The organism is Corynebacterium sp. H78, from assembly GCF_037572275.1.
GTDB lineage: Bacteria > Actinomycetota > Actinomycetes > Mycobacteriales > Mycobacteriaceae > Corynebacterium.
Window position 1 is genome coordinate 224,388 of sequence record NZ_JBBHKX010000001.1, and the last position, 25,818, is coordinate 250,205.

Annotated in this window: 20 protein-coding genes and 1 pseudogene; 7 read left to right on the plus strand and 14 right to left on the minus strand. The window is 57.5% G+C overall.

Annotated features, from left to right (window positions below):
- Positions 1–150: 150 nt before the first annotated feature.
- From WG934_RS01040 to leuA, 4 genes are all read right to left on the minus strand, one after another.
- Positions 151–942 (minus strand): type 1 glutamine amidotransferase, encoded by a 792-nt coding sequence (locus WG934_RS01040; protein ID WP_339988341.1) that lies wholly within the window; start codon positions 940–942, stop codon positions 151–153.
- Entirely contained in the window at positions 942–2,351 is a 1,410-nt protein-coding gene (locus tag WG934_RS01045) for a MurT ligase domain-containing protein (RefSeq protein WP_339988343.1), read from the minus strand. The genes WG934_RS01040 and WG934_RS01045 overlap by 1 nt, the downstream gene beginning before the upstream one ends.
- Positions 2,352–2,408: 57 nt before the next feature.
- Positions 2,409–3,644, minus strand: coding sequence for an exonuclease domain-containing protein (locus WG934_RS01050; RefSeq protein WP_339988345.1), 1,236 nt, complete (start codon positions 3,642–3,644; stop codon positions 2,409–2,411).
- A gap of 335 nt (positions 3,645–3,979) precedes the next feature.
- Complete coding sequence (gene leuA / locus WG934_RS01055) at positions 3,980–5,797, minus strand: 2-isopropylmalate synthase (protein ID WP_339976684.1); 1,818 nt, start codon at positions 5,795–5,797, stop codon at positions 3,980–3,982.
- A gap of 443 nt (positions 5,798–6,240) precedes the next feature.
- Here leuA and WG934_RS01060 point away from each other — a divergent pair, with 443 nt between their 5' ends.
- Entirely contained in the window at positions 6,241–7,488 is a 1,248-nt protein-coding gene (locus WG934_RS01060; RefSeq protein WP_339988347.1) for a hypothetical protein, read from the plus strand.
- A 3-nt stretch (positions 7,489–7,491) separates the two neighbouring features.
- On the opposite strand, the gene WG934_RS01065 is transcribed toward WG934_RS01060, so the two are convergent.
- On the minus strand, positions 7,492–8,388 hold the full coding sequence (locus tag WG934_RS01065; RefSeq protein WP_339976688.1) for a DMT family transporter: 897 nt from the start codon (positions 8,386–8,388) through the stop codon (positions 7,492–7,494).
- 304 nt (positions 8,389–8,692) lie between these two features.
- Here WG934_RS01065 and WG934_RS01070 point away from each other — a divergent pair, with 304 nt between their 5' ends.
- The 5 genes and pseudogenes from WG934_RS01070 to WG934_RS01090 all read left to right on the plus strand — a co-directional run bounded on the left by WG934_RS01070 (position 8,693) and on the right by WG934_RS01090 (position 15,107).
- Complete coding sequence (locus WG934_RS01070; RefSeq protein WP_339976690.1) at positions 8,693–9,958, plus strand: aspartate kinase; 1,266 nt, start codon at positions 8,693–8,695, stop codon at positions 9,956–9,958.
- 24 nt (positions 9,959–9,982) lie between these two features.
- Complete coding sequence (locus tag WG934_RS01075) at positions 9,983–11,017, plus strand: aspartate-semialdehyde dehydrogenase (protein ID WP_339988349.1); 1,035 nt, start codon at positions 9,983–9,985, stop codon at positions 11,015–11,017.
- 427 nt (positions 11,018–11,444) lie between these two features.
- Positions 11,445–12,965 (plus strand): SpaH/EbpB family LPXTG-anchored major pilin, encoded by a 1,521-nt coding sequence (locus WG934_RS01080; RefSeq protein WP_339988350.1) that lies wholly within the window; start codon positions 11,445–11,447, stop codon positions 12,963–12,965.
- A 184-nt stretch (positions 12,966–13,149) separates the two neighbouring features.
- Positions 13,150–14,067 (plus strand): annotated as a pseudogene (locus WG934_RS01085) (class C sortase); the annotation flags it as partial.
- Between the two features lie 185 nt (positions 14,068–14,252).
- The gene (locus WG934_RS01090) at positions 14,253–15,107 is read left to right on the plus strand and encodes a surface anchored protein (RefSeq protein WP_339988352.1); all 855 of its coding nucleotides are present in this window, start codon (positions 14,253–14,255) and stop codon (positions 15,105–15,107) included.
- Positions 15,108–15,244: 137 nt separating this feature from the next.
- Here WG934_RS01090 and WG934_RS01095 read toward each other — a convergent pair whose 3' ends face one another.
- Complete coding sequence (locus WG934_RS01095) at positions 15,245–15,853, minus strand: RNA polymerase sigma factor (protein WP_339988353.1); 609 nt, start codon at positions 15,851–15,853, stop codon at positions 15,245–15,247.
- Positions 15,854–16,187: 334 nt separating this feature from the next.
- Here WG934_RS01095 and WG934_RS01100 point away from each other — a divergent pair, with 334 nt between their 5' ends.
- Complete coding sequence (locus WG934_RS01100; RefSeq protein WP_339988355.1) at positions 16,188–17,759, plus strand: catalase; 1,572 nt, start codon at positions 16,188–16,190, stop codon at positions 17,757–17,759.
- A gap of 113 nt (positions 17,760–17,872) precedes the next feature.
- On the opposite strand, the gene WG934_RS01105 is transcribed toward WG934_RS01100, so the two are convergent.
- From WG934_RS01105 to WG934_RS01140, 8 genes are all read right to left on the minus strand, one after another.
- Positions 17,873–18,286: a hypothetical protein gene (locus WG934_RS01105; RefSeq protein ID WP_339988357.1), complete on the minus strand. Its 414-nt coding sequence runs from the start codon at positions 18,284–18,286 to the stop codon at positions 17,873–17,875.
- Positions 18,287–18,314: 28 nt separating this feature from the next.
- Positions 18,315–18,560 carry a hypothetical protein gene (locus WG934_RS01110; protein WP_339976708.1) on the minus strand — a complete coding sequence of 82 codons (246 nt, stop codon included), beginning with the start codon at positions 18,558–18,560 and terminating at the stop codon, positions 18,315–18,317.
- A gap of 647 nt (positions 18,561–19,207) precedes the next feature.
- A complete protein-coding gene (locus WG934_RS01115) occupies positions 19,208–19,564 on the minus strand; it encodes a monovalent cation/H(+) antiporter subunit G (RefSeq protein ID WP_339976710.1) in 357 nt (118 codons plus the stop codon).
- 33 nt (positions 19,565–19,597) lie between these two features.
- Entirely contained in the window at positions 19,598–19,873 is a 276-nt protein-coding gene (locus tag WG934_RS01120; protein ID WP_339976712.1) for a monovalent cation/H+ antiporter complex subunit F, read from the minus strand.
- On the minus strand, positions 19,870–20,421 hold the full coding sequence (locus WG934_RS01125; RefSeq protein ID WP_339988359.1) for a Na+/H+ antiporter subunit E: 552 nt from the start codon (positions 20,419–20,421) through the stop codon (positions 19,870–19,872). The genes WG934_RS01120 and WG934_RS01125 overlap by 4 nt, the downstream gene beginning before the upstream one ends.
- The gene (locus WG934_RS01130) at positions 20,422–21,951 is read right to left on the minus strand and encodes a monovalent cation/H+ antiporter subunit D family protein (protein ID WP_445228164.1); all 1,530 of its coding nucleotides are present in this window, start codon (positions 21,949–21,951) and stop codon (positions 20,422–20,424) included.
- 14 nt (positions 21,952–21,965) lie between these two features.
- Positions 21,966–22,412: a cation:proton antiporter subunit C gene (locus WG934_RS01135; protein WP_339976718.1), complete on the minus strand. Its 447-nt coding sequence runs from the start codon at positions 22,410–22,412 to the stop codon at positions 21,966–21,968.
- Positions 22,409–25,387 (minus strand): DUF4040 family protein, encoded by a 2,979-nt coding sequence (locus WG934_RS01140; RefSeq protein WP_339988363.1) that lies wholly within the window; start codon positions 25,385–25,387, stop codon positions 22,409–22,411. Before WG934_RS01140 ends, WG934_RS01135 begins: the two co-directional genes overlap by 4 nt.
- Positions 25,388–25,818 lie beyond the last annotated feature (431 nt).

Consider the following 25,818-nt stretch of genomic DNA (forward strand, 5'->3'; position numbering starts at 1 on the left):
CGCTCTTTAAGAGTGGTTGTCGTGTCACGACAACCAGGGGGTGAACAATGCCCCTCAATTATCGCACCTGGAATGCGCAAAAGGGTAACGGAAGTAAATAAGTGTCCGGGCGGGCAACCCCGAATGTACTTCGATGTGTCTACATCGTGCTTAGCGCTCGCTCTTTGGACGTGGCTTGGAGTGGATGCGTTCGTCGCGAAGCTTGTCCACGACAGCGAACTCAGGCAGATCGATCGCAGCGAGCTCAGTCAATTCAACGCCCATCGCACGCGCCAATAGAACATCCGCGAGTTCAGGATTGCGCGCGAGCACCGGCCCGTGCAGGTACGTGCAGATAATCGAATCCTGCACCGCGCCTTCCGCGCCACCGGCAGCCTTCAGCTTGGCAATATCCTCGCCCGGCTGCACCTCCGGCCCCTCATTGCCCACACCACGCACAACGGTGCCCAGCGGACGCGCGTCCTTACCTAGGACAGTGCGCCCCATGTGGTTTTCAAAGCCAGTCAGTGGTTGCTTTACGACGTCCCCAAAAGGCACCGTGCAAATCTCACCAATTGCGCGAGTAGCTAGGGAATCGGTCTTGCAGTCAACGAGGCCTAGTCCCTCGATCTTTTTGTCACCGGCGCGGAATGATTCGCCCAGAATTTGGAAACCGGCGCAGATGGCGAGGATGGGACGTCGTGAAGCAGCTGCCCGAGCAAGGCCACCGTCTGCTAAAAGGTGCTCGGCCGCAATGGACTGAGCGACGTCTTCGCCACCGCCGATGGCGTAAATGTCGAGGCTATCTGGCACGGCTTCGCCGAGGCGGATTGGCACGATTTCTGCGTCGATATTGCGGGCTCGGGCGCGCTGGCGGAGGACGAGTGCGTTGCCGTCGTCGCCGTAGGTGCCCAGGACATCCGGGAGGATAAGGCCAATGCGGAGAGTGCTATCGGTGCTCATTACTTGGTCTCCTCGGAGTCGGCGCGAACAGTGTCGACGCGGTCAGAATTCAGGCGTTCGATGTCCTTCTTCAGATCGCGGAAGGCGGTGTAGTTGGCCAGAACTTCGACGCGGGTTGGGCGGGAAGGATCGACATCGGTGCAGGTACGAATGGCATCGAGTGGATCGGCGACCAACGTGTGCTTGATGCCCGCGTAGAGGAGACGAACGGAAAGATCCGTGCCGCGCTCACCGGAGGCAAGGACCGTAATATCGCCGAAGTCTTCAAACTTGACATCCCAGAGCCAGGAGAGGTCTTCGCCATCGGCTACGTGGCCGTTGACGGCGATGACGACTGCGTCGGAGGTGCGATCCACCATCGACAGAGCTTCCTGCCAACCTGCGGGATTTTTAGCTAGCAGCATTCGAACTTCCTTGTCGCCAGCTGCGCCAATTACTTCAGCGCCACCACGGGTCTGCGTTGCGCCCGGCACGGTAACAGTGGAGTAGCGGCCAGCAACGTTTTCTACCTGCTCAGTTGCATTCAGCGCCGTCAGCGCTTCCGCACCCATTTCCACAGCGCCAGCAATGGCGAGGGTGGCGTTGCCACGGTTCGCATTACCCGGCAGCGTGAGATTCAGTGGCATGACGTTGCCGTATGGGGACTTCACGCCTTCATCGGTAATTGACCAGGTTGGGGCGGGGCGGGAGAAGGTGGAGCCGTCGTCAAGCTTCTTAACGGCGTACCAGTTGTCGCCGTCGCGAATGATTGGACCGCCGGTGCGTGGGCACGAGGTGGCATCGTTGGTCCAGCCGCCACCGGCAGATACCCAGACGACGTTTGCGGCATCCCACGCAGCTGAGGCAATCAGTGGATCGTCGCAGTTAGCGATGATCGTTGCCTGCGGGCTCTCATTCACTGCCTTGCGCAGCGTTGCCTCAATCTTGTTGATCTCGCCAACACGATCCAGCTGGTCACGCGACAAGTTGAGCAGGACGATGACCTGTGGCTTCAAGTCCTGCGCAATGTGCGCGACGTGCAGTTCGTCGACCTCAAGCACAATGCTGTCGGCCTTTGGCTCGGCCAGGAGCGCGGAAATGACACCGGCATCCATGTTGTCGCCGCCCTCATTCGTTGCGACGACCTGCCCTGCATCGCGCAGCGCCGCAGCAAACATGCGGGTCGTGGTGGACTTGCCGTTGGTACCGGTGATGATCGCAGCTGGGCGACCCTTGCCAAGAGAAGCCATGATGCGCGGATCGATCTTCTGGGCGATCAGACCGCCGATCATGCCGCCGGCGCCACGGCCGGACTTACGGGAGGCCCACGTTGCAGCGTCGGCTGCTGACGTGGCCAGGCGAGAGCGAACCTTGGACCCGAGCCCAGAGGTTAGTCCCGAAAGGAAGTTGGGCTTACTGCCATTACTCATGGCAGCAAATTTTACGCCCACACACCCACAAATCGGTGAATTACCTGTTGTGGGTGTTTATGCCTCGCGTGCCAGACGCAGAAACGCTTCATCGCTGACCAGCGGAATGTCCTTGCGGTGCGCGTGCATTGCCTTGCCAGTCAGATCTTCCGGCTTGATATTCGCGGGGTGGTTGCAAACCAGAATTGACGTTTCCCGAGTGACCTTCTCCGAATACGTCAGCCCAACCGCCAGCCCCGCTTCAATGAGCTCGTCTGGATTAATGACAACCTCTGGCGCCACCGCAAACTCCATGCCCACCTTCAGCTTGCCACCAGGCGTGTACTTGCCCGGATTATCTGCCTGAGCTGGCGATTCAATCGCATCAACCCGGACAGTACTGCGCTGCAGTCCGACTCGGTCGGCACGAAGTTGGTCAGTGGGGTAGGCGGCGAGCGTGGCGTCGTCGTCAAGTCCGCCTTGTGCTTTGAATAGCGCGATGGTGGTCTGAATATCGTCCAACGTTCGGTCGCGCTCCGCCACCTCGTTATTGGAGGTACTGGCCATCGGTGACGCGCACTCGATGCCGTAGGTGCTCGCGACACCGCGCAGGCGCGTATCCGGCAGCTCGACTCCCTGCCTGCGCCCAGTTTCGAGCGTATCCACGATGCGCACCGGCGTCGGAATCTTGCCCACGCGACCACGGCTGCGCCGTCCACGTCCCCGTCGGTTGCGGTTTGCTCGGTTTGCTTGACGACGGGCTTTTCGTGCCTCAGCAACCACAAAACCCCAGGTCATCGGCGCATTATGCGTAATGAGGGTACGGTCGTCGAGAAGATCGTTGATTTTGGGCAGGACGGTGCCGAACTTCGGGGACCCCTGCAGGTCTTCCGGGGTGAGTCCGTGCAGATGAACTGGGCCGGGATCCTCGCCAGTGGTGAGAGAGGTGTGCCAGGTGTCGACAGTATTGCCGGCCGCGTCGAGCGTCGCGATGGCGATGCTGACCATTCGCCCCGTCTTCGGATGGATGCCGTTGGCTTGAATTGCCAGAACTGCGTAGGGGGCGCGTTCTGTGGCACGGGCAGCCCGACGTTGTTCCTGCTGATCAGTCTTTTCCGGTTGTGTTGCGGTTGGGGCAGTTGTCTGTGTTGCTTGCTCCTGTGAGGCCTTCTGCGAGGCTCGAGCTGGGGCCTTAGTGGCGACAGTCTGCCGAGGCGAGCCACCTTTGGTGGTGGCGCGGCGGCGGGAGCGGCGTCGTCGTGAAGAACGGGCCTCCGCTTCCTTGCGCGCAGGGTTGGGAGCATCCGAGGTCATGAGTCCAAGCGTAACTGTTGAGGTGAGTGGTGAAAATGTCAGGTTGCGAATGTGTGTGGAGCGACCGGCGATGCCAAAATCGGCCTGCTGATCGATCTGCGCTTTCAAATCGGTCCGGTAGCTCCACTGCAGCCCGCTGGCAAGTTGCAAAACCCCAGGTCGTGTCCGCCAGCTCGGGGCTGCACAAGAGACACTGAGCCAATTGGAAAGCGCAGACTGCGGTGTAGTGCAGAGGACAGGGCGTTAGCGAGCACTGCCGTGGAAGCAGTCACCATACGACAAAACCGGCGCTTACCCGGTGAGAGGGGCGAGGGCGCCGGTGGGATTGTTCGTCGTTAAGCCAGAGCGCGGTTGATTGCCGACGTCACGGCCTTCAGCGATGCGTAAGTAATGGAACCAGCGATGCCGCAGCCCCAAACCTTCTGGCCATTGACCTCGGCGAGGACGTAGGCAGCGGCCTCGGCGTCATCGCCAGCGGTGCGAGCGTGCTGGACGTACTCCATGACCTCGACGTCCACGTTCAGAGACTCGAGAGCATTCGCGTATGCGGCCAGTGGGCCGTTGCCAATACCATCGATGACCTGCTCCTGACCGTTGTAAACGACGCGAGCCTTGACGCGGGTGTCGTCGGTCTCGACCTGTGGTGCGTCAACAGTGATTGCGATCTGCTCCAGTGGGTTCTCGCGGTCGAGGAACTCGCCCGAGAAGATATCCCACATTGCCTTGGAGTTGACCTCGCCACCCTCTGCGTCAGTGACAGCCTGAACAACGGAGGAGAACTCGACCTGCATTGCGCGAGGCATGTTCAGACCGTGATCGGTCTTCATGATGTACGCAACGCCACCCTTGCCGGACTGCGAGTTCACGCGAATGACGGCTTCGTAGGAACGGCCGACATCCTTTGGATCGATAGGCAGGTACGGAACCTCCCAGACGACCTTCTTGAATTCTTCGTCGGTGATGTCCTTCGTGTGGGCACCTGGGCGAACCTTCTCGGCCATTGCGTCGAGGCCCTTGTTCACAGCATCCTGGTGCGACCCCGAGAATGCGGTGAATACCAGGTCGCCACCGTATGGGTGGCGCTCAGGGACGCGCAGCTGGTTGCAGTATTCAACCGTGCGACGAATCTGGTCGATGTCCGAGAAGTCGATTTGTGGGTCGATGCCCTGGGTCAGCAGGTTCAGGCCGAGCGTGACCAGGCAAACATTTCCGGTGCGCTCGCCGTTGCCAAACAGACAACCCTCGATGCGGTCGGCGCCAGCCAGGAAGCCCAGCTCAGCGGTAGCGACGCCGGTGCCGCGGTCGTTGTGAGGGTGCAGCGACAGGATGATGGAATCGCGACGCTCCAGGTTGCGGTCCATCCACTCGATGGAGTCTGCGTAGACGTTCGGGGTGATCATCTCGACCGTCGATGGCAGGTTAATAATGATCGGGTTCTCTGGAGTTGGCTCCATCACGGCGGTGACGGCGTCGACAACTTCCTTGGCGTACTCGACCTCGGTTCCGGTGTAGGACTCAGGGGAGTACTCCCAGCGCCAGTTGGTGCCGGTGTAATCGGCGGCGATGGACTTGATCAGCTCGGCTGCGTCCGTAGCAATCTTCTTAATCGCGTCCTTGTCCTTACGGAACACAACCTCACGCTGCAGAATCGACGTGGAGTTGTAAAAGTGCACGATAACGTTCTTCGCGCCTTCGCAAGCCTCGAAAGTACGGCGAATCAGGTGCTCACGAGCCTGCACCAGAACCTGGATGGTGACGTCATCCGGGATCATGTTCTTCTCGATGATCTCACGCACAAAGTCGAAGTCCGTCTGCGACGCCGATGGGAAACCGACCTCGATCTCCTTGTAACCCATCTGAACCAGCAGCTCGAACATACGGCGCTTGCGCTCCGGGCTCATTGGGTCAATCAGCGCCTGGTTACCATCACGCAGGTCGACAGCACACCACTGTGGAGCCTTGGTAAAACGCTTGTTTGGCCACGTGCGGTCAGGCAGGTTGAAGTCCTGAACCTCGACGTCGTAAGCCTGGTAGCGGTTCGCGGGCATCTGCGAGTTGCGCTGCTTATTCCATGCAGGCTGATCCGCTGGAATCTCGCCAGCTGGAGTCTGAATCTGCGATGGTGCGGAGATGAATGCGTCTGAAGGGGTCATTGGGTGCGTACCTTTCAATGTCAACTACTTCACGACGATAGTTGCTCGGACCTAGAAAGTCGTTTCTCTAGGAGCTGAGATTTATGGCCGGAAAACCGGATGTCGCGAGAAGTTGGGCGGGCTATGTATGGATGCTCTTTATGAGTAGGCCGGCACACCAAACTCCGCGACGGGGAGCCAGCCTTGAGCATTTAGCATCGAGCCCCGCCGCGGCACAGAAGAAGGAGTGCACGCTGCATGTGATGGAGGATACACGATTACCCGGGGTGTTTGTCCACTTAGTGAGATTACGTTTCCATTTCTGGGGGTGTGGAGTAGTGAAATCGACGTGGGAGGGTGGGTGACCGGGTGCTTTCTAATGTGTGGTGTCACACTGGTTTGGTGAATTGTCGCGGTGCTGGTGAAACATCGTGATGGCGAAAAATAGAGGGAAGCAGGGGCGTGTGGCACAGACAGAAAGCGCGATGCTGAAAAAGAGAGCGCAGACCGTTCGAGCCGTTCCAGCTGCGAAGAGCGAAGCTACGCTGGTTATCGCGGGCTATGTCGCGACTAGGGCGTTCGCGTTGCTTGTCCTGTTCGCCATGATTTTCGCTGACGCGACAAAGGATGGCGATTCGGTACCCCGTAATATCTGGCCACTCGTCTGGGACGAGCTCAACGCGTGGGATGCCGAATGGCTCGCTCGCATCGCCGAGCACGGTTACTTCGACATTCCTCCGGTAGGCGACGAACCTACCCACTGGCAGTCCCTCGCCTTCTTCCCGGGAATGCCGTATCTCATGAAGGCTGTCTCCACCGTCACGACGCTGTCGCCCCAGGTCGCCGGCATCGTGATCTCCCTGGTCAGTGGCCTGGTCTTCGCGTTCTCGGTTGCAGCACTGGTGCGCCGCATGCCGTGGGTACGGGCGTCGGCCCTCTCGCCGGTCCTCGCCGCCCTCCTCGCGACGACCGCCCCCATGACCATCACCTTCCTCATGCCGTATACCGAGGCGCTTTTCCTTGCGTTGGTGGGATGGGGGCTGGTGGCGATCGTCGATAAGCGGTGGGCAGGTGCGGCTGCCCTTGTTTTTGCGGCGGGCCTGGTGCGCTCGACGGCGCTCGGGTTGTTCATTGTGTTGGCGATCGCGGTGGTGGTGAATGCGAGACGGAATCCGAGGGCGTGGGTTGCTGTAGTGATCGCACCGTTGGGTTGGGCGGGGTATTTGTGGTGGTCGTCGTCCCATTTGGCGGATGTTGGCGGGTACTTCGGTGCGCAGGAGCGCGGCTGGGATTCGCGGGTTGATGGGGGCGTGGCGACGATCGCCTGGCTCACCAGAACCCTCACCGAGGAGACGCACGTCGGCTATATCTTGACGACTGCAACCATCATCGCCGTCACCCTCACCGCTGCGTGGGCATTCGTGGGGTGGGTGCGCGCGCTGGTCGGCGACACTCGCACCACCGATCTCTGGGGGCGCGCGTGGCCAGTACTGCTGTTTTCCTGCCTGGCTATCGGCCAAATCTTAGTCAGTGATGGCCTGATGCATTCGCGCCCGCGCCTGTTTTTGTCAGGCGTGCTCTTGCTGATCGTGGTGCCTGCAGTGTTGCGGAACTTTACGACGCGCACGTCGGCATGGCTCATCGTCACCTGGGTGGTGGTGTCGACGTGGTTTAGCGCATTTATGCTCGTGCCGTTTGAGTGGGCTATCTAGCTTTTAGCTCGCCTTAGCCCGAGCCAACTCGCTGCGCTTCGCCTTTCGTGGCGGGGGAGTGCCGTTGCCGGCGAGAGCGAGGGTGGAGCCGATCATGATGGCAGCCGCCAGGCCCATCCAGAGCCACGACCAGCCGTGTACCTGGAAGCGTTCGCCGAGAATGACATATCCCAGGGCGAAGGCGACAATCGGCTCGACAGCAGTCATGGACGGCAGTGACAGGCGCAATTCGCCGGCATTAAATGATGCTTGCTGCACCGCAACGCCGATCAGAGCCAACGTAATGAGTAGCCACAGCTCCCAGGATTTCGCCAGCTCCGTGGCTCCTTCCACCCAGAAAATATCCACGACGGCTTTCGACAGCACAGCGACATATCCGTACAACCAGCCAGTGTTGATACCAAGTAGCAGAGCTTTATGTTCGCTGAGCATAGTCGAGGCCAGCCAATAAATCACAGCAAAAACGACCACGCCGACGGCCAGGCTCGGGAGCCATCGTGAAAACTCAACGCGCACGTCACCCGGCTGTGGTCGCCCCAGCAGCACGACGACCGTCACCGCAATACTCAGCAGCAGCGCCCACGTCGTTTCGGACTTCGACACCCGCCTGCCCGCAATCAGCGATGCCAGTGGCAGCGTGAACATCAGGCTCATCACCAGCAGTGGCTGAACAAGCAACAGCGTGCCAAAGCCAAGTGCCGCGATTTGTAGGCCATAACCAATCATCGCGAGCGTGACGCCCGCCCACCAGGCCCAATTGCCAATGACGGTCCACACTCCGCCGAGGGTTGTTGCTCCGTCGGGGATCTTCGTCGCTAAGCGGTGGCGAATGACAGTGCCCCACGCAATAGTGAGCGCGGACCCGAGGCCGAGCAGAATTGCGAGGAATTGGTTATGCACGGTGTATGAGCCTACCTGTAGGAACGCTGAACTTTGCGACGTCCCCGCGCTAGCACTACCCACGCGCAACCGTGTCCCGCATCATGGGATACCCCTCCCAAATAGGGGTGAAAACGATGGGGCTTCGGAGCGTGCGAGTGGCGAAGTCTGCAATACCGGGCCGAAAACAGGGCATTTCAGCCTGTAAACGCGTGTTTAGCCCAGGGTGTGGCGTTTCGCCACAGGCTGCACTGTTGTATCGTTGCCAAAGACTCGTATGTTCTTATGCGGGCCAAACGTTGCAGTCTATTGGAGGTCACCGACCATGGCTTTGGTCGTACAGAAGTACGGTGGTTCGTCGCTGGAGAACGCGGAGCGTATCCGCAAGGTTGCGGAACGTATCGTCCAGACCAAGAAGCAGGGCAACGACGTAGTTGTTGTGTGCTCGGCTATGGGAGATACCACCGATGAGCTGCTGGATTTGGCTGCTCAGGTAAACCCGGTTCCGCCGGGTCGCGAAATGGACATGTTGCTGACTGCGGGTGAGCGCATTTCGAATGCGCTGGTTGCGATGGCTATTTCTAGCCTTGGTGCGACGGCGCAGTCGTTTACTGGCTCGCAGGCAGGCGTTATTACTACGGAGCGCCACGGCAATGCGCGCATTGTGGAGGTCACTCCAGGTCGTGTTCGGGAAGCTCTCGACGAGGGCCACATTTGCTTGGTTGCAGGTTTCCAGGGTGTTAACCGTGAGACGAAGGACGTGACCACGCTGGGTCGTGGCGGTTCGGATACGACTGCGGTGGCGCTTGCGGCTGCTCTCGACGCTGATGTGTGCGAGATTTATTCAGACGTGGATGGCGTGTACACCGCCGATCCGCGCATCGTTCCTAATGCCCAGCGCTTGGACAAGATTTCCTTCGAGGAAATGTTGGAAATGGCTGCTGTGGGCGCGAAAATTCTTCAGTTGCGTTGCGTCGAATATGCGCGCGCGTTCAATGTGCCGTTGCGGGTGCGTTCGTCGTATAGCAATGAATTGGGCACTCTTGTCGATGGATTTATGGAGGACATTCCAATGGAAGAAGCTGTTCTGACTGGTGTTGCACATGACCGTTCGGAGGCCAAGGTAACTGTCCTGGGCATTCACGATAAGGCTGGTCAGGCTGCGAAGATGTTCCGTGTTCTTGCGGATGCGGAGATCAACATCGACATGGTTCTGCAGAATGTGTCCAGCATTTCGGACAACCGCACGGATATTACGTTCACGTGCCCTCGCGAAGATGGTCCGCGCGCAATGGAGCTTCTGAAGAAGCTGCAGGAGCAGATGGGCTGGGAGAACGTGCTTTACGACGATCACGTCGGCAAGGTTTCTCTCGTAGGTGCTGGCATGAAGTCGCACCCAGGTGTCACTGCGACGTTTTGTGAGGCACTGGCCGATGAGAACATCAATATTGACCTGATTTCGACGTCCGAGATTCGTATCTCTGTCCTGATCAGCGACACCGACTTGGATGATGCTGTTCGTGCGCTGCACGAGGCATTCCAGCTCGGTGGCGAAGAAGAAGCTACCGTGTACGCCGGTACCGGCCGCTAAGCAAACGTTTAAGGAGTTCTTGTTATGACCACGATTGCTGTTGTTGGTGCTACTGGCCAGGTCGGTCAGGTTATGCGTACTCTGCTGGAGGAGCGTAACTTCCCGGCAGATAAGGTTCGTTTCTTCGCGTCTGCTCGCTCTGCTGGCAAGACTTTGCCGTTCCGTAGCGAGGACATCGTTGTTGAAGATGTCGCTGCGACCGCTGACGAGGATCTGAAAGACATTGATGTTGCTCTGTTTTCTGCAGGTGGCACCCTGTCAAAGGAGCAGGCTCCACGGTTTGCTGCTGCCGGTGTGACTGTGGTGGATAACTCGTCGGCATGGCGTAAGGACACCGAGGTGCCTCTCGTTGTGTCTGAGGTCAATCCGGGTGCTTTGCAGGATATTCCTAAGGGAATTGTTGCTAATCCGAACTGCACCACGATGGCTGCAATGCCAGTGCTGAAGCCACTGCACGATGCGGGTAACTTGCAGCGTCTGCGAGTCTCTTCGTACCAGGCTGTGTCTGGTTCTGGTCTTGCTGGCGTGAATGCCCTGGCTGGTCAGGCTCGTGCGAATGCTGACATTCTGGAGCAGCTAGTGACCGATGGTTCTGCTTTGCAGGTAGACGATCTCGGCCCATACGTCGCGCCAATTGCTTTTAATGCTGTTCCGGTCGCTGGCAATTTCGTTGACGACGGAACGCTGGAAACCGATGAAGAGCAGAAGCTGCGCAACGAGTCTCGTCGTATCCTCGACGTTCCTGAGCTGGCTGTTGCAGGTACCTGTGTTCGTATTCCAGTGTTCACGGGTCACACGTTGGTTGTGCACGCTGAGTTTGAGAAGACTGTTTCTGTTGAGGAAGCAACCAAGCTTCTGGAGGCTGCTCCAGGTGTGAAGGTTGTGGACGTGCCTAACCCAGTGGCTGCTGCTGGTGTCGACGAGTCGCTGGTTGGTCGCATTCGTGTTGACCAGTCGGTGCCGGAAGGCCGTGGCTTGGTCTTCGTCGTTTCTGGCGACAATCTGCGTAAGGGTGCAGCCCTGAATACGATCCAGATTGCTGAGCTTTTAGTGAAGTAACTGCGTCACCCGTTATGGGGTGAGTGGAAACGGAGTGAGGCCCCCGCCGTGAGGTGGGGGTCTTTTTGTGTGGAGTGCCAGTACGTCTGTATTGAACTGGTGTTTTGTGTGGTGTGGGATGTGTCTGAGGGGTGGGTGGCTCGCTGGCAGGAAAGGGATACGGCACGTTTCGTTGAGTTGGTGGGGAAGTGTGAAGGGGTGGTCGAGGTCACATGTAACGCTTCCTGGGTCCCTGACGATTGTGTAAGTGGGTGCTGAAAGCTTCGCCCAACAGTGACGGGTTGTTTGCCACTGCGGGCGTACTAAAGCGAAACCAGCGTATCCATCCGGTGTATTGCGGAGGGGCTGGCCGCGAGGCCTGTACCCAACCGATACAACCGTTCGACCAAGCGGGAAATATCCCCGCTCTACACTTGAAGGATTCAAAGTGAACAAGAATTCACGTCTCGTGCGTTCCGCTACATTCGTCGCAATCGCAGGCCTGTCCCTAACCTTGGGCGCTCCAGCAGCAATGGCTGCTCCAGCTGGTGAACAATCAAATGCAGCTTCTCAAGGTGACTCGACCATCACCCAGGACAAGGGTTCGTTGACGATCCACAAGTATGCTGACCCATCCTCGCTGGGAAACCCAACGGGTAATGTCGATGATCTCGTGAGTGGCACCAAACTTGATGGTGTGGAGTTCACGATCTACAAGATCAACGACATTGATCTGACGACAAACGAGGGACTGGCAGCTGCTGCAAACATTAATGTCAACGACTACCTCGTTAACGGCACTGCAGATCTCACAAAGGTGACCCAGCAGGGCGCTCCAGTTACCACTGCAAATGGTGGTCAGGCAGAATTCGATTCGCTTCCACTTGGTGCATACCTCGTAGTCGAAACCAAGGCTGCAGAAGGCTACAGCCCAGCTGCACCATTCATTGCTTTCGTACCAATGACACAAGGTAATGCTGAGGCTGGCGGAACCACGTGGAACTACGATGTTCACGCGTACCCAAAGAACTACCAGCAGAAGATGCCAGAGAAGACGGTAGAAGATGACATCAAGAATGTCGGCGATGTCATCACCTACAAGGTAACCGGCTATGCACAAACTATTGCAGACGGTCAATCTCGCACCATTTTCCGTATCGAGGACACCCTCGACGCTGCTCTTACTCCACCAGCGCCAGAAGAAGTGACTGTTGATGGGTTCGTAGCTGGTACGGACTACGCTGTGACGGTCGAGGGCCAGAAGGTGATCATCAACTTCACCGAAACAGGTCTGGCAAAGATTGAAAATGGCCAGGCAATCACTGCAACGATTCCAGCAACTGTTGCCGAGAAGACTGACGGCACCATCGAGAACACCGCCCAGGTTTTCGAGAATGATCCAAACACTGGTCAGGAAACCATGCCGAAGGACACTCCTACGGTAAAGACCTACTATGCGGGCATCGAGTTCACAAAGGTCAATGCTGGCGGCACGGTACTGGAGGGTGCAGAGTTCCAGGTATACGGCGCTACGGCAGACCAGACCTGTGATGAGGCTATCAAGGTGGAGGAACAGCTTCAGAATGTGGGGCTAGACAATACGAGCCTGTTCACCTCCGGTGCAGACGGTGTCGTAACCATCGACGGCCTGCATGTTAATGACATTGCTGACTCCACTGAAGGCAAGGCGAACACTTACGCCAAGTACTGCCTCGTTGAGACCAAGGCTCCAGAGGGTTACGAGCTTCTTGCTGATCCAATCGAGTTCACTCTGGCTTCCACCGAAGCCGGCACCTTGAAGCCAATTACTGTTGGCGACCAGGGCGAAGGCAAGGTCGTGAACCTTGAAGACACCACTCCTAACCTGCCAATGACTGGTGGTGCCGGTGTCGGTATCCTCGCTGTAATCGGTGCAGCAATCGTTGCAGCTGGCGCATGGTTCGCACGCCGCAACTCCTCCAAGGCCTAATAGGTTGAGGAACCTCGAGTGCGACATTCTTGAATGACGCGCTCACTGGGGCGGATGCGTAGTATCCGCCCCGTACGAGGCCCCGAAACGATTTAGTTTCCGGGGCCTCGGGCATAACGCCCTAAATATTCAGACTTATATCAAAGAGCACAACCACGCTCCCCGCCAAGCAATTGGAGCAACAGTGGCTGACCAGCAAGTAGTAACCGCAACCGATACCACCGAAGTCGAATCGACAAAGAAGCCTGCCAATGACCGCAAGGCCATTCTTATCCCAGCGCTCCTGGTGATACTCGGTCTACTTGTCATGATCTACCCAGTTGTTTCGACCCAGTGGAATAATCATCAGCAACAAGCAGCGGCTAAAGAGTACGACAAATTAGAAAAAAGCGTTCCACAAGATAAGAAGGACGAATCTTGGGCGCGTGCCCATGAATACAACAAGAATGACGGTACAGGTCCAATTCTTGACCCATGGTTGGCGCGCATCTCGCCTGATAACGCGGAGTATGCAGCCTATCTGGATCAGCTGAATTTAACTGAATCAATGGGACGTCTTGTCGTGCCAAGTGCACAAGCCGATTTGCCGATCTACCACGGAACTGACGACAAGACCCTGCAAAACGGTATCGGACATCTGTACGGCTCTGATCTTCCAGTTGGTGGACTTGGGACGCATTCGGTGCTGACGGGTCATACGGGTCTTCCAAACGCAACCCTCTTCGACAATCTGGGCAAAGTGAAGGAAGGCGATGCCTTCTACATCCAGGTTGCTGGCCACAAGCTGAAGTACGTGGTCGACCAGATCAAGGTTGTTCTGCCAAACGAGACGGACGAGCTCAAGGCAGTCGAGGGCAAGGACTACGTCACCCTCATCACCTGTACTCCATACGGCATCAACACTCACCGCCTCCTCGTTCGTGGGCACCAAGTTCCACTCGATCCTGAAGAAGCCAAGGTCTTGGACGACGGCGTCGGCATGGTCTGGCAATGGTGGATGTACGCGCTCATCGCAGTGGCAGTGGCTGTGCTCATCGGATTCCTATGGTGGCTCCGCAATGCCATCAAGGCGGCAAAGACCAAGGCTGCGGCGACTGAAGACGAGGACGATAACGAAGAGGATCTGCCTGCAGACGAAGCCATCGCAAAGAATGATGACGTTTCAGATGCCGCAGACGCACCAAACAACGAGTGGACGAGCGACAACGATGATCGCGAAGATCCACACAAGAAGCACTTACTCGACAACGGTTCCAACGGCGGAAGCCAGCGATGGGAGGACTGGCGATGAACACATTGCCTGTAATTAAGAAGTATGCACCGGCAATAGTCGCCGCAGCATGCGCATTCAGTATGCTGGGAGCACCAGTAGCCACCGCTGCACCAATCGTGGGCCAGCCAATCGAAAACGTTGTTGATGCGAACGATAACTCGCCAACAAACGTCACCATTACGCTGACGCAGGGCAACCCATACGAGAACGGCCCCGACGGAAAGCCAAACGGCCCAGCCGATGGCACCATCGTGACCATCAAGCGGCTAGTCGGAATTGATCCGTACAGTGCAGAGGACCGTTTGAAGGTCAATGAAATGACTCTCGAAGAGGCCATGGCATTGCCGACCGACCTCGCATTCACAGCCATTACGGACGAAAACGGCCAAGTCGAATTCAAAGATGTGCCTAATGGTGTGTACATCGTGACATCGACGCGACCAGCGGACGACACCCACTACTACAACGAAGTCGACCCATTCCTGCTTGGCGTTCCTTTCTACCAGGGTGGACAGAAGATGCAGGACGGTGTGGTCGTCGCGAAGCATAAGCCATGCCCACCATGCGAACCAGGGGAGCCATGCGAATCGACCGAGCCTACAAAGCCGACCGAACCAACGCGACCAGGCGAACCAGGCAGACCGGGCGAGCCAACCAAGAAGCCAACGCGAACGGTCACCACGACTCGATCAACCCTTCCAGATCGGCCAGGGGTACCGGTTGATACCGGTGGCTCGGGATCCTCAGGAGGAAGCGGCAAGCTGCCAATTACCGGTGTTGCTGTCGTAGGACTCATTGCTGCTGCACTAGCACTGCTCGGTGCGGGTGCAGTGTCTATCCGATACGCATCGAAGAAGAATCAGACATAGAGCCAAAATCGGCGCTCATTTGATGACGCCTGAGAAAGCAAATAGCCCCAGCTCACGAAGATCGTGCCGGACGACACGAATCGTGAAAGCTGGGGCTAATTTGTTGGGTGAATCGGTGCGAACTTCGGGTCGCCGACCTACGCCGTCTCCGACGCTCCAGCGCCACAGGCAGCGCCATCAGTCGAACCAGCTTGTGCAGCTTCCACTAGATCAGCACGAGCACGCGCCACGCGCGAACGAATCGTGCCCACACGGCAGCCAGCGATCTCCGCAGCCTCCGCATACGAATATCCCAAGACCTGCGTCAAAATAAGAGCCTCGCGCCGTTCTTCGGGGAGCTGCTCCATGAGCACCCGCGCGTCGGCAAGCTCGGCCCACGAATTACCCGTCGTTGCATTAGCCGTAGCGGTTTCGACCTCGACCATCGATTTGCGGGGCCGAGCCATATCGTACCGCACCGAATCCACCCACACACGACGAGCCAGAGACAGCAGCCACGTACGCGCAGTAGAACGACCGGCGAAGCGGGGCAGCGCAGACATAACCCGCAAATAGGTTTCCTGCGTTAGATCATCCGCACCATCGACACCGCCCAGGTGTGCGACCAGGCGCCATACGTCCTTCTGAGTGAGCCGCACAAACTCGGTCAATGCAGCACGATCACCGCGACCTGCTTTCAAAGCAAGCGCGGTGATGTAGTCATCGGTGCCGGTTCGAGAACCGCCGGTGCGAGTGGTGCTGGGCATAGTAAAAGCCATAATAGCAGGTAAGAGGGCATAGATATCCATCGCGTCAGTTGATTTAATGCGAAAAGAAATTGCCAAAGGGATTGGTGGGGTTCAATTTCCCTTCGCGAAAGTTGAAGCGAGCGCGGCTCAGTTTCGTTATCGTCGAATTGTGGGGTAGGTGAATGGTGTAACCCTGGCACCTGCCCACAGCTAAAAGGTTTATCTAACTAAAAGTGGATGTTCTATAGACAGCCATTAATAAGTTCGCTATGGTTGGTGTCGAGCGACTGATAAGTCATCGTAAATAAAAATCCCGAACACATAGCATCACCCGCAACCTGAGGAGGAAGACATGACTTCCAATCCACAACAGCCAAGCCCTGAACAGGGCACCGCCAACTACACCGGTCACAACGGCGCCACGACCCGTCTTAACGGCGCACCGGTTACGTCCGAGCAGCACTCCGTCACCACAGGGCAGCAGGGCAGCATTTCCCTGCACGACATGCACCTGCTGGAAAAGCTCGCCCACTTCAATCGCGAGCGCATCCCAGAGCGCGTAGTCCACGCCAAGGGCGCTGGTGCTTTCGGTGAGCTCGTCGTCACGCATGATGTCAGCAAGTACACCAAGGCAGCGCTCTTCCAGCCAGATACTCACACCCCGATGCTGGCTCGCTTCTCGACGGTCGCAGGCGAGCAAGGATCCCCCGACGGTTGGCGTGACGTGCGCGGATTCTCCCTGCGCTTCTACACCGAAGAGGGAAATTACGACCTGGTTGGCAACAACACTCCAGTGTTCTTCATTCGTGATGGCATCAAGTTCCCGGATTTCATCCACTCGCAGAAGCGTCTGCCGGACACAGGCCTGCGCGACGCAAATATGCAGTGGGATTTCTGGACCGCGTCGCCCGAGTCCGCTCACCAGGTCACCTACCTGATGGGTGACCGTGGTATTCCAAAGGACTTCCGTCACATGGACGGCTTCGGCTCGCATACCTACCAGTGGATTAACGCTGCTGGTGAACGCTTCTGGGTGAAGTACCATTTCAAGACCCGCCAGGGCTGGGACTTCCTTACCGACGACGAAGCCTCCGAGATGATCGGCCAGAACACCGACCATGCTCGTCAGGATCTTTTCGAAGCTATCGAGCGTGGCGAATTCCCAATGTGGGATGTCAAGGTGCAGATCATGCCATTTGACGAAGCAGCGACCTACAAGGTGAATCCATTCGACCTCACGAAGACCTGGTCGCAGAAGGACTACCCACTACAGGATGTCGGCTACTTCATCTTGAACAAGAACCCACAGAACTTCTTCGCGCAGATCGAGCAGGCGGCATTCGCTCCGTCAAATATCGTTCCTGGCATTGGTTACTCGCCGGACAAGATGCTGCTCGCGCGTGTGTTCTCTTACGCCGATGCGCATCGCTACCGCTTGGGCGTAAACCACGACCAGTTGCCGGTTAACCAGCCACGTTGCCCGGTCAACTCGTTCTCGCAGGACGGTACGGCGACCTACCACTTCTCAGATCCGTCACTACCAGTTCATGGCTCGAACGGCGTGGGCCGTGGCCCGGTCGCGGACAGTGCGCAGGCTGCCTCTGCTGCTGGGTGCCCAGTTCATTCGAACCACGCTGGGGTTGTCGATGGTGGTGACCTTGGCCAGTGGGAGTCCCACGGTGAAGAAATGTACCGTGGCGCTTACATTGAGCACCCTGAAGATGATGACTTCACTCAGCCTGGCGATCTCGTCCGCAATGTCATGGATGACGAGCAGCGTGACCGTTTGGCCGACAATATCTGTGGCGCAATGGAAGGCGTGACGCCTGAGGTTGAAGAGCGCGTCTATCAGTACTGGACCAACGTTGATGAATGGCTTGGTGCCGAAGTCCGCAAGCGCTTCGGAGAGAAGAAGACATCGTAGTTTTCTGATAGTGCAATATTCTCCGGTACTGCCAACTCGGTCATAAATGAAAAACCCGGCTATCTGTCAGCAACAGTTGTGTTGGCAGATAACCGGGTTCTTTTGTGCGGGATTTACGCCTGCTCAGTGGTGCTTTCAGCGTCCGCTGGCGCTTCTGCTTCTGCAGGTGCTTCAGTCTCGGCTGGAGCACCTACCTCAGCTGGAGCTTCCGCATCTTCTGGGGCAGCTACTTCAGTTGGAGCTTCAGCTTCTGCTGGAGTCTCTGCCTCTGCTGGAATATCTGCGACGACGCCATTTCCAGCGTTGACATCAACGATGTCGGAGACTGCAGTGTCATGCGAATCGACAACAGTGATGTCGAATGCATCCTGGCCGAATGGCATGTTGATATCGCCCACGGTCGACGTGATGTTCACGTCTTCACCTGCGAAACTCTCCAAGGCAGGGAATGGGGATTCAACATTTACGACGACAGTCGGCCCATCAGGCATTGCCTCGAGGACCTGCACGATTGGAGTGACGTCCATGAAAACCTCTGATTCCTAAAAGCCGAAATTACTCAGCTGCGACGCCGTTGCCAGCGGTGACATCGAGGATGTCGGAAACTGCAACGTCATGGGAATCGGTAACGGAGATGTCGAATGCATCCTGGCCGAATGGCATGTTGATGTCGCCAACGGTGGAGGAGATGTTCAGGTCTTCGCCAGCGAAGGACTCGAGTGCTGGGAATGGGGTTTCGAAGGTGAAGTTAGGGGAATCTGGAAGAGCTTCGACGAGGCAAGCGATGTCGCAAATCTGCATTGTGAAAATCCTTACGTAGTGAGAGCACGAAAATCCTCTCGGGATCTTCATGCGGACAGGGCGTGGGGTCTGCACAGTGAACGGGTGTCACTATGTCGACTGCCGTCACCAACATTAAGGCTGCGCTCAGCGTCTTTTCAATCGCTAATGCGCGTAAGGCAAGTGCGCGGACTGTAAAAATGACAAGTGTGAAGCCCTCTTCAGGTTTGTGAAGAAATGGGCAATTTCCAGGGAAAATGGCGTGATAATTGTTTGTTTCACTGTCAACATCACGTCGGTTGGTATGTGAGCCCTTACCACCTTGAGTTAGGGGTAGCTAACATATCCGCCCATCCGATAGGGGTGATGACATGCAACTATGAACGGAGGGTTAACGGGAAAGATTGTCGTTAAGTTGCGCGAAATATTTCAGTATTCGTAAATCGGCACAATTATTGTCACATTTTTTAATGATCTGTAAATGCGTTCCCGAATTTCGCGCCAAAAGGCTGGAGTGCATTTTCGGGCCCTAAAGAATAATTATTAAGTGAAATATAAAGTTGCCCCTAAGTGGGGGTGAATCGTTACGGTATGGCGCTAAGTGAAACGCTGTTAGCTTCACTTCAGTCCCATCCTTCTCATGGGACTCTTATTCGCGTGGTACCAACTTACTTCCGGCGCCCGCGCGAACCAGGCTTGTAATCCTCAGCAGACCCATCTCGTGCGCCAAGAACGGAGCGGCCAAGCATTTCTGAAGCGACGGTTGCAACAATGAGGACAGCAACGATCGCCAGCAGGCCGGTCAGAACTTTGCCCACAGACAGCGTGCCCGCATCAAATTCGACGACCATGTTCGCCAACACCAGTGCAGGAATACCGACAGTGATGCCGGCCGACAGCTGATTCAGCCTGCTCAACGCATCATGACTCCGCCACATCGCGACCACCGCGCCCAGCAAGTACACCGAACCGAGCAGCACCAGGAGCCCGAACAAGACGGTCAACGTAATCGAGCCAATGCTCATTGTTTTCTCTCTTCTTTCATTTCCTAGTACTGCTTATCGACGACCGCGCGAGATCACCCTCGACAAGCCCACAGTGGACAAGATGCCCAGGAGACCTGCCAACATGGCGATGTCGAATGTGATGGCGGTGTCGCGGATGAGGGCCGTCGTTAAGAAAACGCCGACCATGGGGTAGAAGGCTGCGTCGGAGAGCACCGCGCGGGATACGTTGCCACGGACGCGGAAAATGAGGATGACACCGAGCAAGAATGCCAGCGCGCAAATGCCGATGCCGATGCCGCTGATGACTGTGATTGCAGTTTCGTTCATCGGGAACCTCCGTCGGTGGTGATGTTGGCGTCGGCTTCGTGGTGCGCCGTGCCAGGAATGGGCAAACCGACCTTGAGCTCGCGGGCGGTGCCGACAATGGCATCTTCATCGACGGGCTCGTGCGGGTTGTATTCCTCAAAGAGGAACGCAGCCGGGCGGGGAATCGACTTCAGCGACGGCACCAGCTTCTCCTCCATGTCGTAGAGGGAATCGTAGAGTTCGTCCAGATCAGCGCCGAAAATCGCGTGAATAATGAAGAGGTACTTCGGGGTGAAATCGCTGTTGTCTGAAGTGCCAGCGCGAACCGCTGCACCCTGCTCAGCCGTGAGCTCACGCGTACCCGCAACCAGAGTGCCTGGAGTCATCGTGATCGACGTCGAGAAGCCCATCAGGCCCGCATCAGTAGTGACGCGAACCGGCAAGCCAATCAGCACTGGTTTCTGCTTCTGGCGTGGACGAAACGTATCGACAATCACGTCTGTCGCCGCCAGCAATACCTGCCATGCCAGCCATAGGGTGTAGCCGAGATTATGGAAGAGCTTGCTCATCTACTTGCTCCCGTCCGTGTTCTCTAATTGGTCATAACCAACAGTTTTGGCCGTATCGCCGACTGCCGCCTGCGTGTACCCCTCAATGTCGGTCAGTGATTCTGCCGCCGCACCCGTTGCGCTCGCCACGACCCCGGCACCGAGGAACATAGCCACGCTGACAAGTGCCAGGCTTAACGACGGCATCGTCAATGCGGGGCGCACCTTCAGGTTCTCATCAATGCCCTGCATAGGGCGTCCCCAGAACACTGCGCGCCAGAAACGAATCATCGACAACAGGGCGCCAATGCTGGCCACGATAATGACTGCGATGACGACGATGGAGCGAGCATCGCCAGCCGATGCTGCAGCAAAGACCACGCCGACCTTGCCCCAGACCCCGGAAAACGGTGGGAAACCGACGATAGAGAACGCCATGGCGGCAGCGACCCACGCGACGAGAGGGTCGCGACGGGCAATACCCGACAGCCGGGCGAGCGTGCCAGTGCCGTAGGTTTCCTCGATAGCGCCGGCAGCCATGATCAGTGAGCCAACGGTAATCATGTGGTGAACTGCGTAGAAGATGCCCGCTGCAAGAACCTTGTTGGCATCGCCATCCGTAAATGCGAGCACCACCAGAATGAATGGCATGCCGTTGACCATCTGGTACGCAAGCACTTCTCGCATGGTGTTTTCGGCAAGCCCTGCGAATGCGCCAACCAGCATCGATACCGCCATGACAGCGACAATTGGCCAATGCCAACGGGAGTCCATATCGATGATGACGACGTAAATGCGGAACAGCATGTACACCGCAACCTTCGTGTGGACTGCCGAGAACAGCGCCATCACTGCTGGGCTCGTTGCTGGGTAAGTGCGTGGCAGCCAGGTGTGCATCGGTGCGAGGCCAGCCTTCAAGCTCAACGCAATAACCACTAGACCCAGCGCGACCAAGCCGACGCCGCTTTCCTTAGCCATTCCAGCCAGGATTGAGATGTTCACGCTGCCGACAGCGCCGTAGACAAGCACGACACCAATCAGCAACACAGTGGACGTGAGCAGATTGACCAGGACGAACGAGCGTCCTGCAGCCAATCGATGCCACGTACCGGTGACAGCCATTAGACCGTAGGACGGCAACAGCATGACTTCCATGAACACAAAGAAGTTAAAGAGGTCAGCGGTCAGGAATGCGCCCGACATGCCCGACACCAGCATGAGCGTCAGGGAAGCAAAGAAGCGAGAGTCATTCTCGCCTGCATAGTGGGCAAACCACGACCCCACAGCAACCACCGTGGAGGCGACGCCCAGCATAAGCAGGGAGAAATTGTCCGCAACGAAAGGAATAGCGACACCGCCAGGGTAGGCGCCGACACCGTGACCGATCGCGCCGTCGGAAAGCACTCGCCCGAATAGCACAAAAGCTAAGACTGCCTGGATCGCAGGAACACCAATGCCCAATGCCACGCGCGCGGAGGCCCACGGCAGAATCGCTGCGATAGCTGCGAGAATCAGCGGACCACCGGCGAAGAGAGGGAGAAGGGCGGAGATGGTTTCGGTGCTCATTACTCGTCACCGCCTTGTGGCTGGCGAGTCGGGTAGGAGCGTTCCATAGCTGCATCGATGTTGGCGGCATCTGCATCTGTTGGAATATGCCGGACAGCCCGGCGGCCGGCGGTTGCGATCTGTGCCATTGCATCACGGTCCTCGTGGATACGGGTGTCGTCATCGCGCCCGAGGGCAGACATGGCCAGCATGAAAGCGGTGACGGCCATCGTGATCACAATTGCTGTCAGCACGAATGCCTGCGGTAGGGGATCAGCAGCAGTTGCCCGATCCATCGTGCCGACCAGTGGTTCGCTGCGCCAGGCACCCACGCCCGTCGCCAAGACGATCAAGTTAGTAGCGTGCGAAATTAATGTCATACCGATGACAGTGCGAAGCATGCCTCGCTGAAGCACCAAATAGGTTCCGCCAGCAGCAAGAATCGCAGCCATAAGCGCGATAATCATGATTGCACCTCCTTCTCGTTAGCGCCGGATGTGGCTGAGGCCGATGATGGGGCCGAAGCCGGAGTCTCCGCTTCATAACCCTGCGGCGGGACGACGACCAAACTCGTGCGGTGTGCAACACCGGGGCTCAGGTCGGCATCGGATTTCTCTGAACCTGGGCGGTCAGAACCACCGAGGTAATTCAGCGCCGCCGCAATAACACCCATCACCGCGAGGTAGACGCCGACATCGAACAGCAGCGCCGTCGTTAAGTGTTGACCCAGAACATGTGCATACAGAGGCGCAAGGAAAGAACCCTTGAAGTAGCCAATAAAACCGGTAACGATCGCCATGATCACGCCACCTGCGCTCAGTAGGAATGGTCCATAGCGGCCCATGACTGGCTCATCCTTGTCGCTGGACAGGTAGTGCAGCATCAACGTTGCAGCACCGATCAGCGCCGCGTTGAAGCCACCACCAGGCAGGTTGCCACCTCGGTACAGCACCACGAGAGATACTGCGAAGAGAAGCGGAACGAGCCACTTCATCAGCATGCGTGGGTACAAAGTATTGAGGCGTACCTCCGCCAGCTCACCTGGCTTATCCAACAGATGCGGCCAGCGTGGCATCGATGCGACAACCGCAGCAATCGCAATGCCTGCCATGCCCAGCACGGAAAGTTCGCCCATCGTATCGAAGGCACGGAACTCAACGAGAATGACATTGACAATGTTCTTCTCGCCGGTCACCGCCTCGGTGTTATCCAGATACCACTGGCCAACCGCTGGAATTTGGCGTCGACCAGTGAGTGCCCACATGGCGGCGAACGTCGCAAAGCCAACGCCTGCAGCGACCACCACAGCCATGCTCTTGCGTTTCGACGACGTCTCCACGAAAGCTCGTGGCTGGTGGCGGAGCACCAGCATCATCAGCACAACAGTCAGAATCTCGACGAGGAACTGGGTCATCGCGACATCCGGCGCACCAAGCAGCATGATCTGCAACGTCACACCTGTGCCCGTCACACCCAGCAGCACGGCTGCCTGCAGACGATTCTTTGCCCGCACCGTCGCAATCACACCGATGATGACCACCGACAACGGAATCAGATCCGTCGGATGATCAATGCCCGGCACCTTCGGCGCAAGCTCGGCCCCGCCAACCGTGGAAAACCCACCAGAAATTGCAACAACCAGCGCGTACACCGCGATCATGCCCAGCAGCGGCAACAAGTGGCGAGACGGCGCATACGAATTCGCCATCTTTCCAAACAGCTTGCCGACGCTCCGACCAGCCGACGTACCCGCATTCAGCGCGTGCACACCCGTGAATGGGAACAACTTTCGGCCGGTCAGCCAGGAGTACAGCGGAGTGCGCACCACGATCAGAGCGATGCCCAACGCAATGACAATCAAAGAAATAACCAGCGGAGTTGTCACGCCATGCCACAGTGCCAAATGCGAATCGGTGTATTCCGTGCCCGTTACATCCGTAACGTAGGCGATGGCGTTGAGGGGGCCGTCGAGAAGCGAGCCCGCAAAGAAAGCCACAGGCAACGACAGCACACCAGGTAGCGCGGCGGGGATCCACAGCGCAGCGGGTGCTTCGTGGACCTTCGAGACATCGCGCGGACCGTCAACGAACACTCCGAAGATCAATCGCGCCGAATAGGTGAAGGTCGCCAGCGCGCCGATTGCTGCGAAAGTCAGCAGCGCGATCACACCAGCGCCAGAGGTTGGAGCCTCGGTGAACGCCTCGAGCATGCCCTCCTTGGATAGGAATCCGAGGGTGGGCGGGATCGCAGCCATCGAGGCCGCGCCCAGCACCATCGACCCAAACGTCCACGGCATTCGCTTCCACAGTGGGCCAAGGCGACGCATATCGCGCGTACCTGCCTCATGGTCCACTACACCTGCCAGCATGAATAGCGACGACTTGAACATTGCGTGCGCAATCGTGTGCACAACCGCAGCGGTAATAGCGAAACGCGTGCCGACACCAATCGTCGCCACAATCCAACCCAGCTGCGACACCGTCGAGTAGGCGATCAGCTTCTTAATATCCGTCTGCTGAATCGCAAACACAGCCGCCGCGACAGCCGTTGCCATACCCAACACCAATAGCAACGACTGCCACATTGTCACGTGCGCAAATGCCGTGCTGAAGCGCATGAGCAGGTAAATACCTGCCTTCACGACGGCGGCCGCATGCAGAAACGCCGACACCGGCGTCGCAGCCGCCATCGCTTCCGGCAACCACGCATGGAACGGCAGCTGCGCTGCCTTCGTAAACGCAGCTAGGGCAACGAGCGTTGCGACGATCGTCGTTACTGCAGGTTTCGCCATGGTTCCCGTGCCCCAGATTGGGGAAGCGAGCAGCTCAGTGACGTTTGTCGTTCCCGTAGCCCACACTGCAATGCCCAACGCAGCTAGCAAGAACAAGCCACCGGTGAACGTGAGGATCAACGTTCGAATCGAACCATCCTCACCCGACGACCCCGACCTGGCGATAAGCAGGAACGACGCCATCGACACCAATTCCCAGGCGATGAAGAGAAGCACGACGTCGTCGGCAAGCACCAGCAGCACGACCGCGAGCATGAAAGCAGTCATGAGCAAGTAGAAACTCATCGTGCCATCGCGCTTGGGCAAGTACGCGGTGGAATAGATGAACACCACCGAGCCAACCAATAGCGCAAGCAGCGCGAACGTCAGCGAAAGGGGATCGAGTCGAAGCGCGAAATTCGCATCGATAGATTCCGGGAGCATGGCACTAGCCCAAGACGTACTCCACGTCACAGGAGTCGACTGACCCGACGGGCCTGCCGTTCCTGTTGTAGTTGGGAATACGTCCGGGGCGAGGCGAGCGAGCTGCACAACCGCCGCGATGAAAAATGCGACGATCGGCCAGCCCGCGTGACGGTCCAACAGCTTCACAAAAAGTGGAGTGAGGACAAGCGCACATGCAACCAAAGCGGGGACACTCAATAAAGTCACTGCTGGGTCGCTTTCCAGATAGACAAACGTGGTCAACGCGCACGAAGAAACTGGCCGAACCTAATACAGTCGCCGGCAGAAACCCCACGAAACGCGCTATGAAGACTGAAATCAACCTTATCAATCAGTAAGGAGCGCTTCACTGCCTGCTAAGGACGATGGGGGATTGAACGGCACGGCTCGACTGGGCATAGCGAGCGGAATTCTGTGGCTGGAAACCTCGGCTTGGCGCGGACTATTTATGCGCTGCGACCGGAAAAATACGGAAGGTTTCTTCGTTCTGGGATCGACCGAGGAGCGGTATCACGGAGTGCCGGGAAGTATTGGGGAGTCACGGGGAACAACCGATTTTGTCGTCGCGCCGGGCGGTTTCCCGCGCGCGTATTAGATATATGACAAACCGAAAACTCTGCGGGCAAATATTGGCCAAC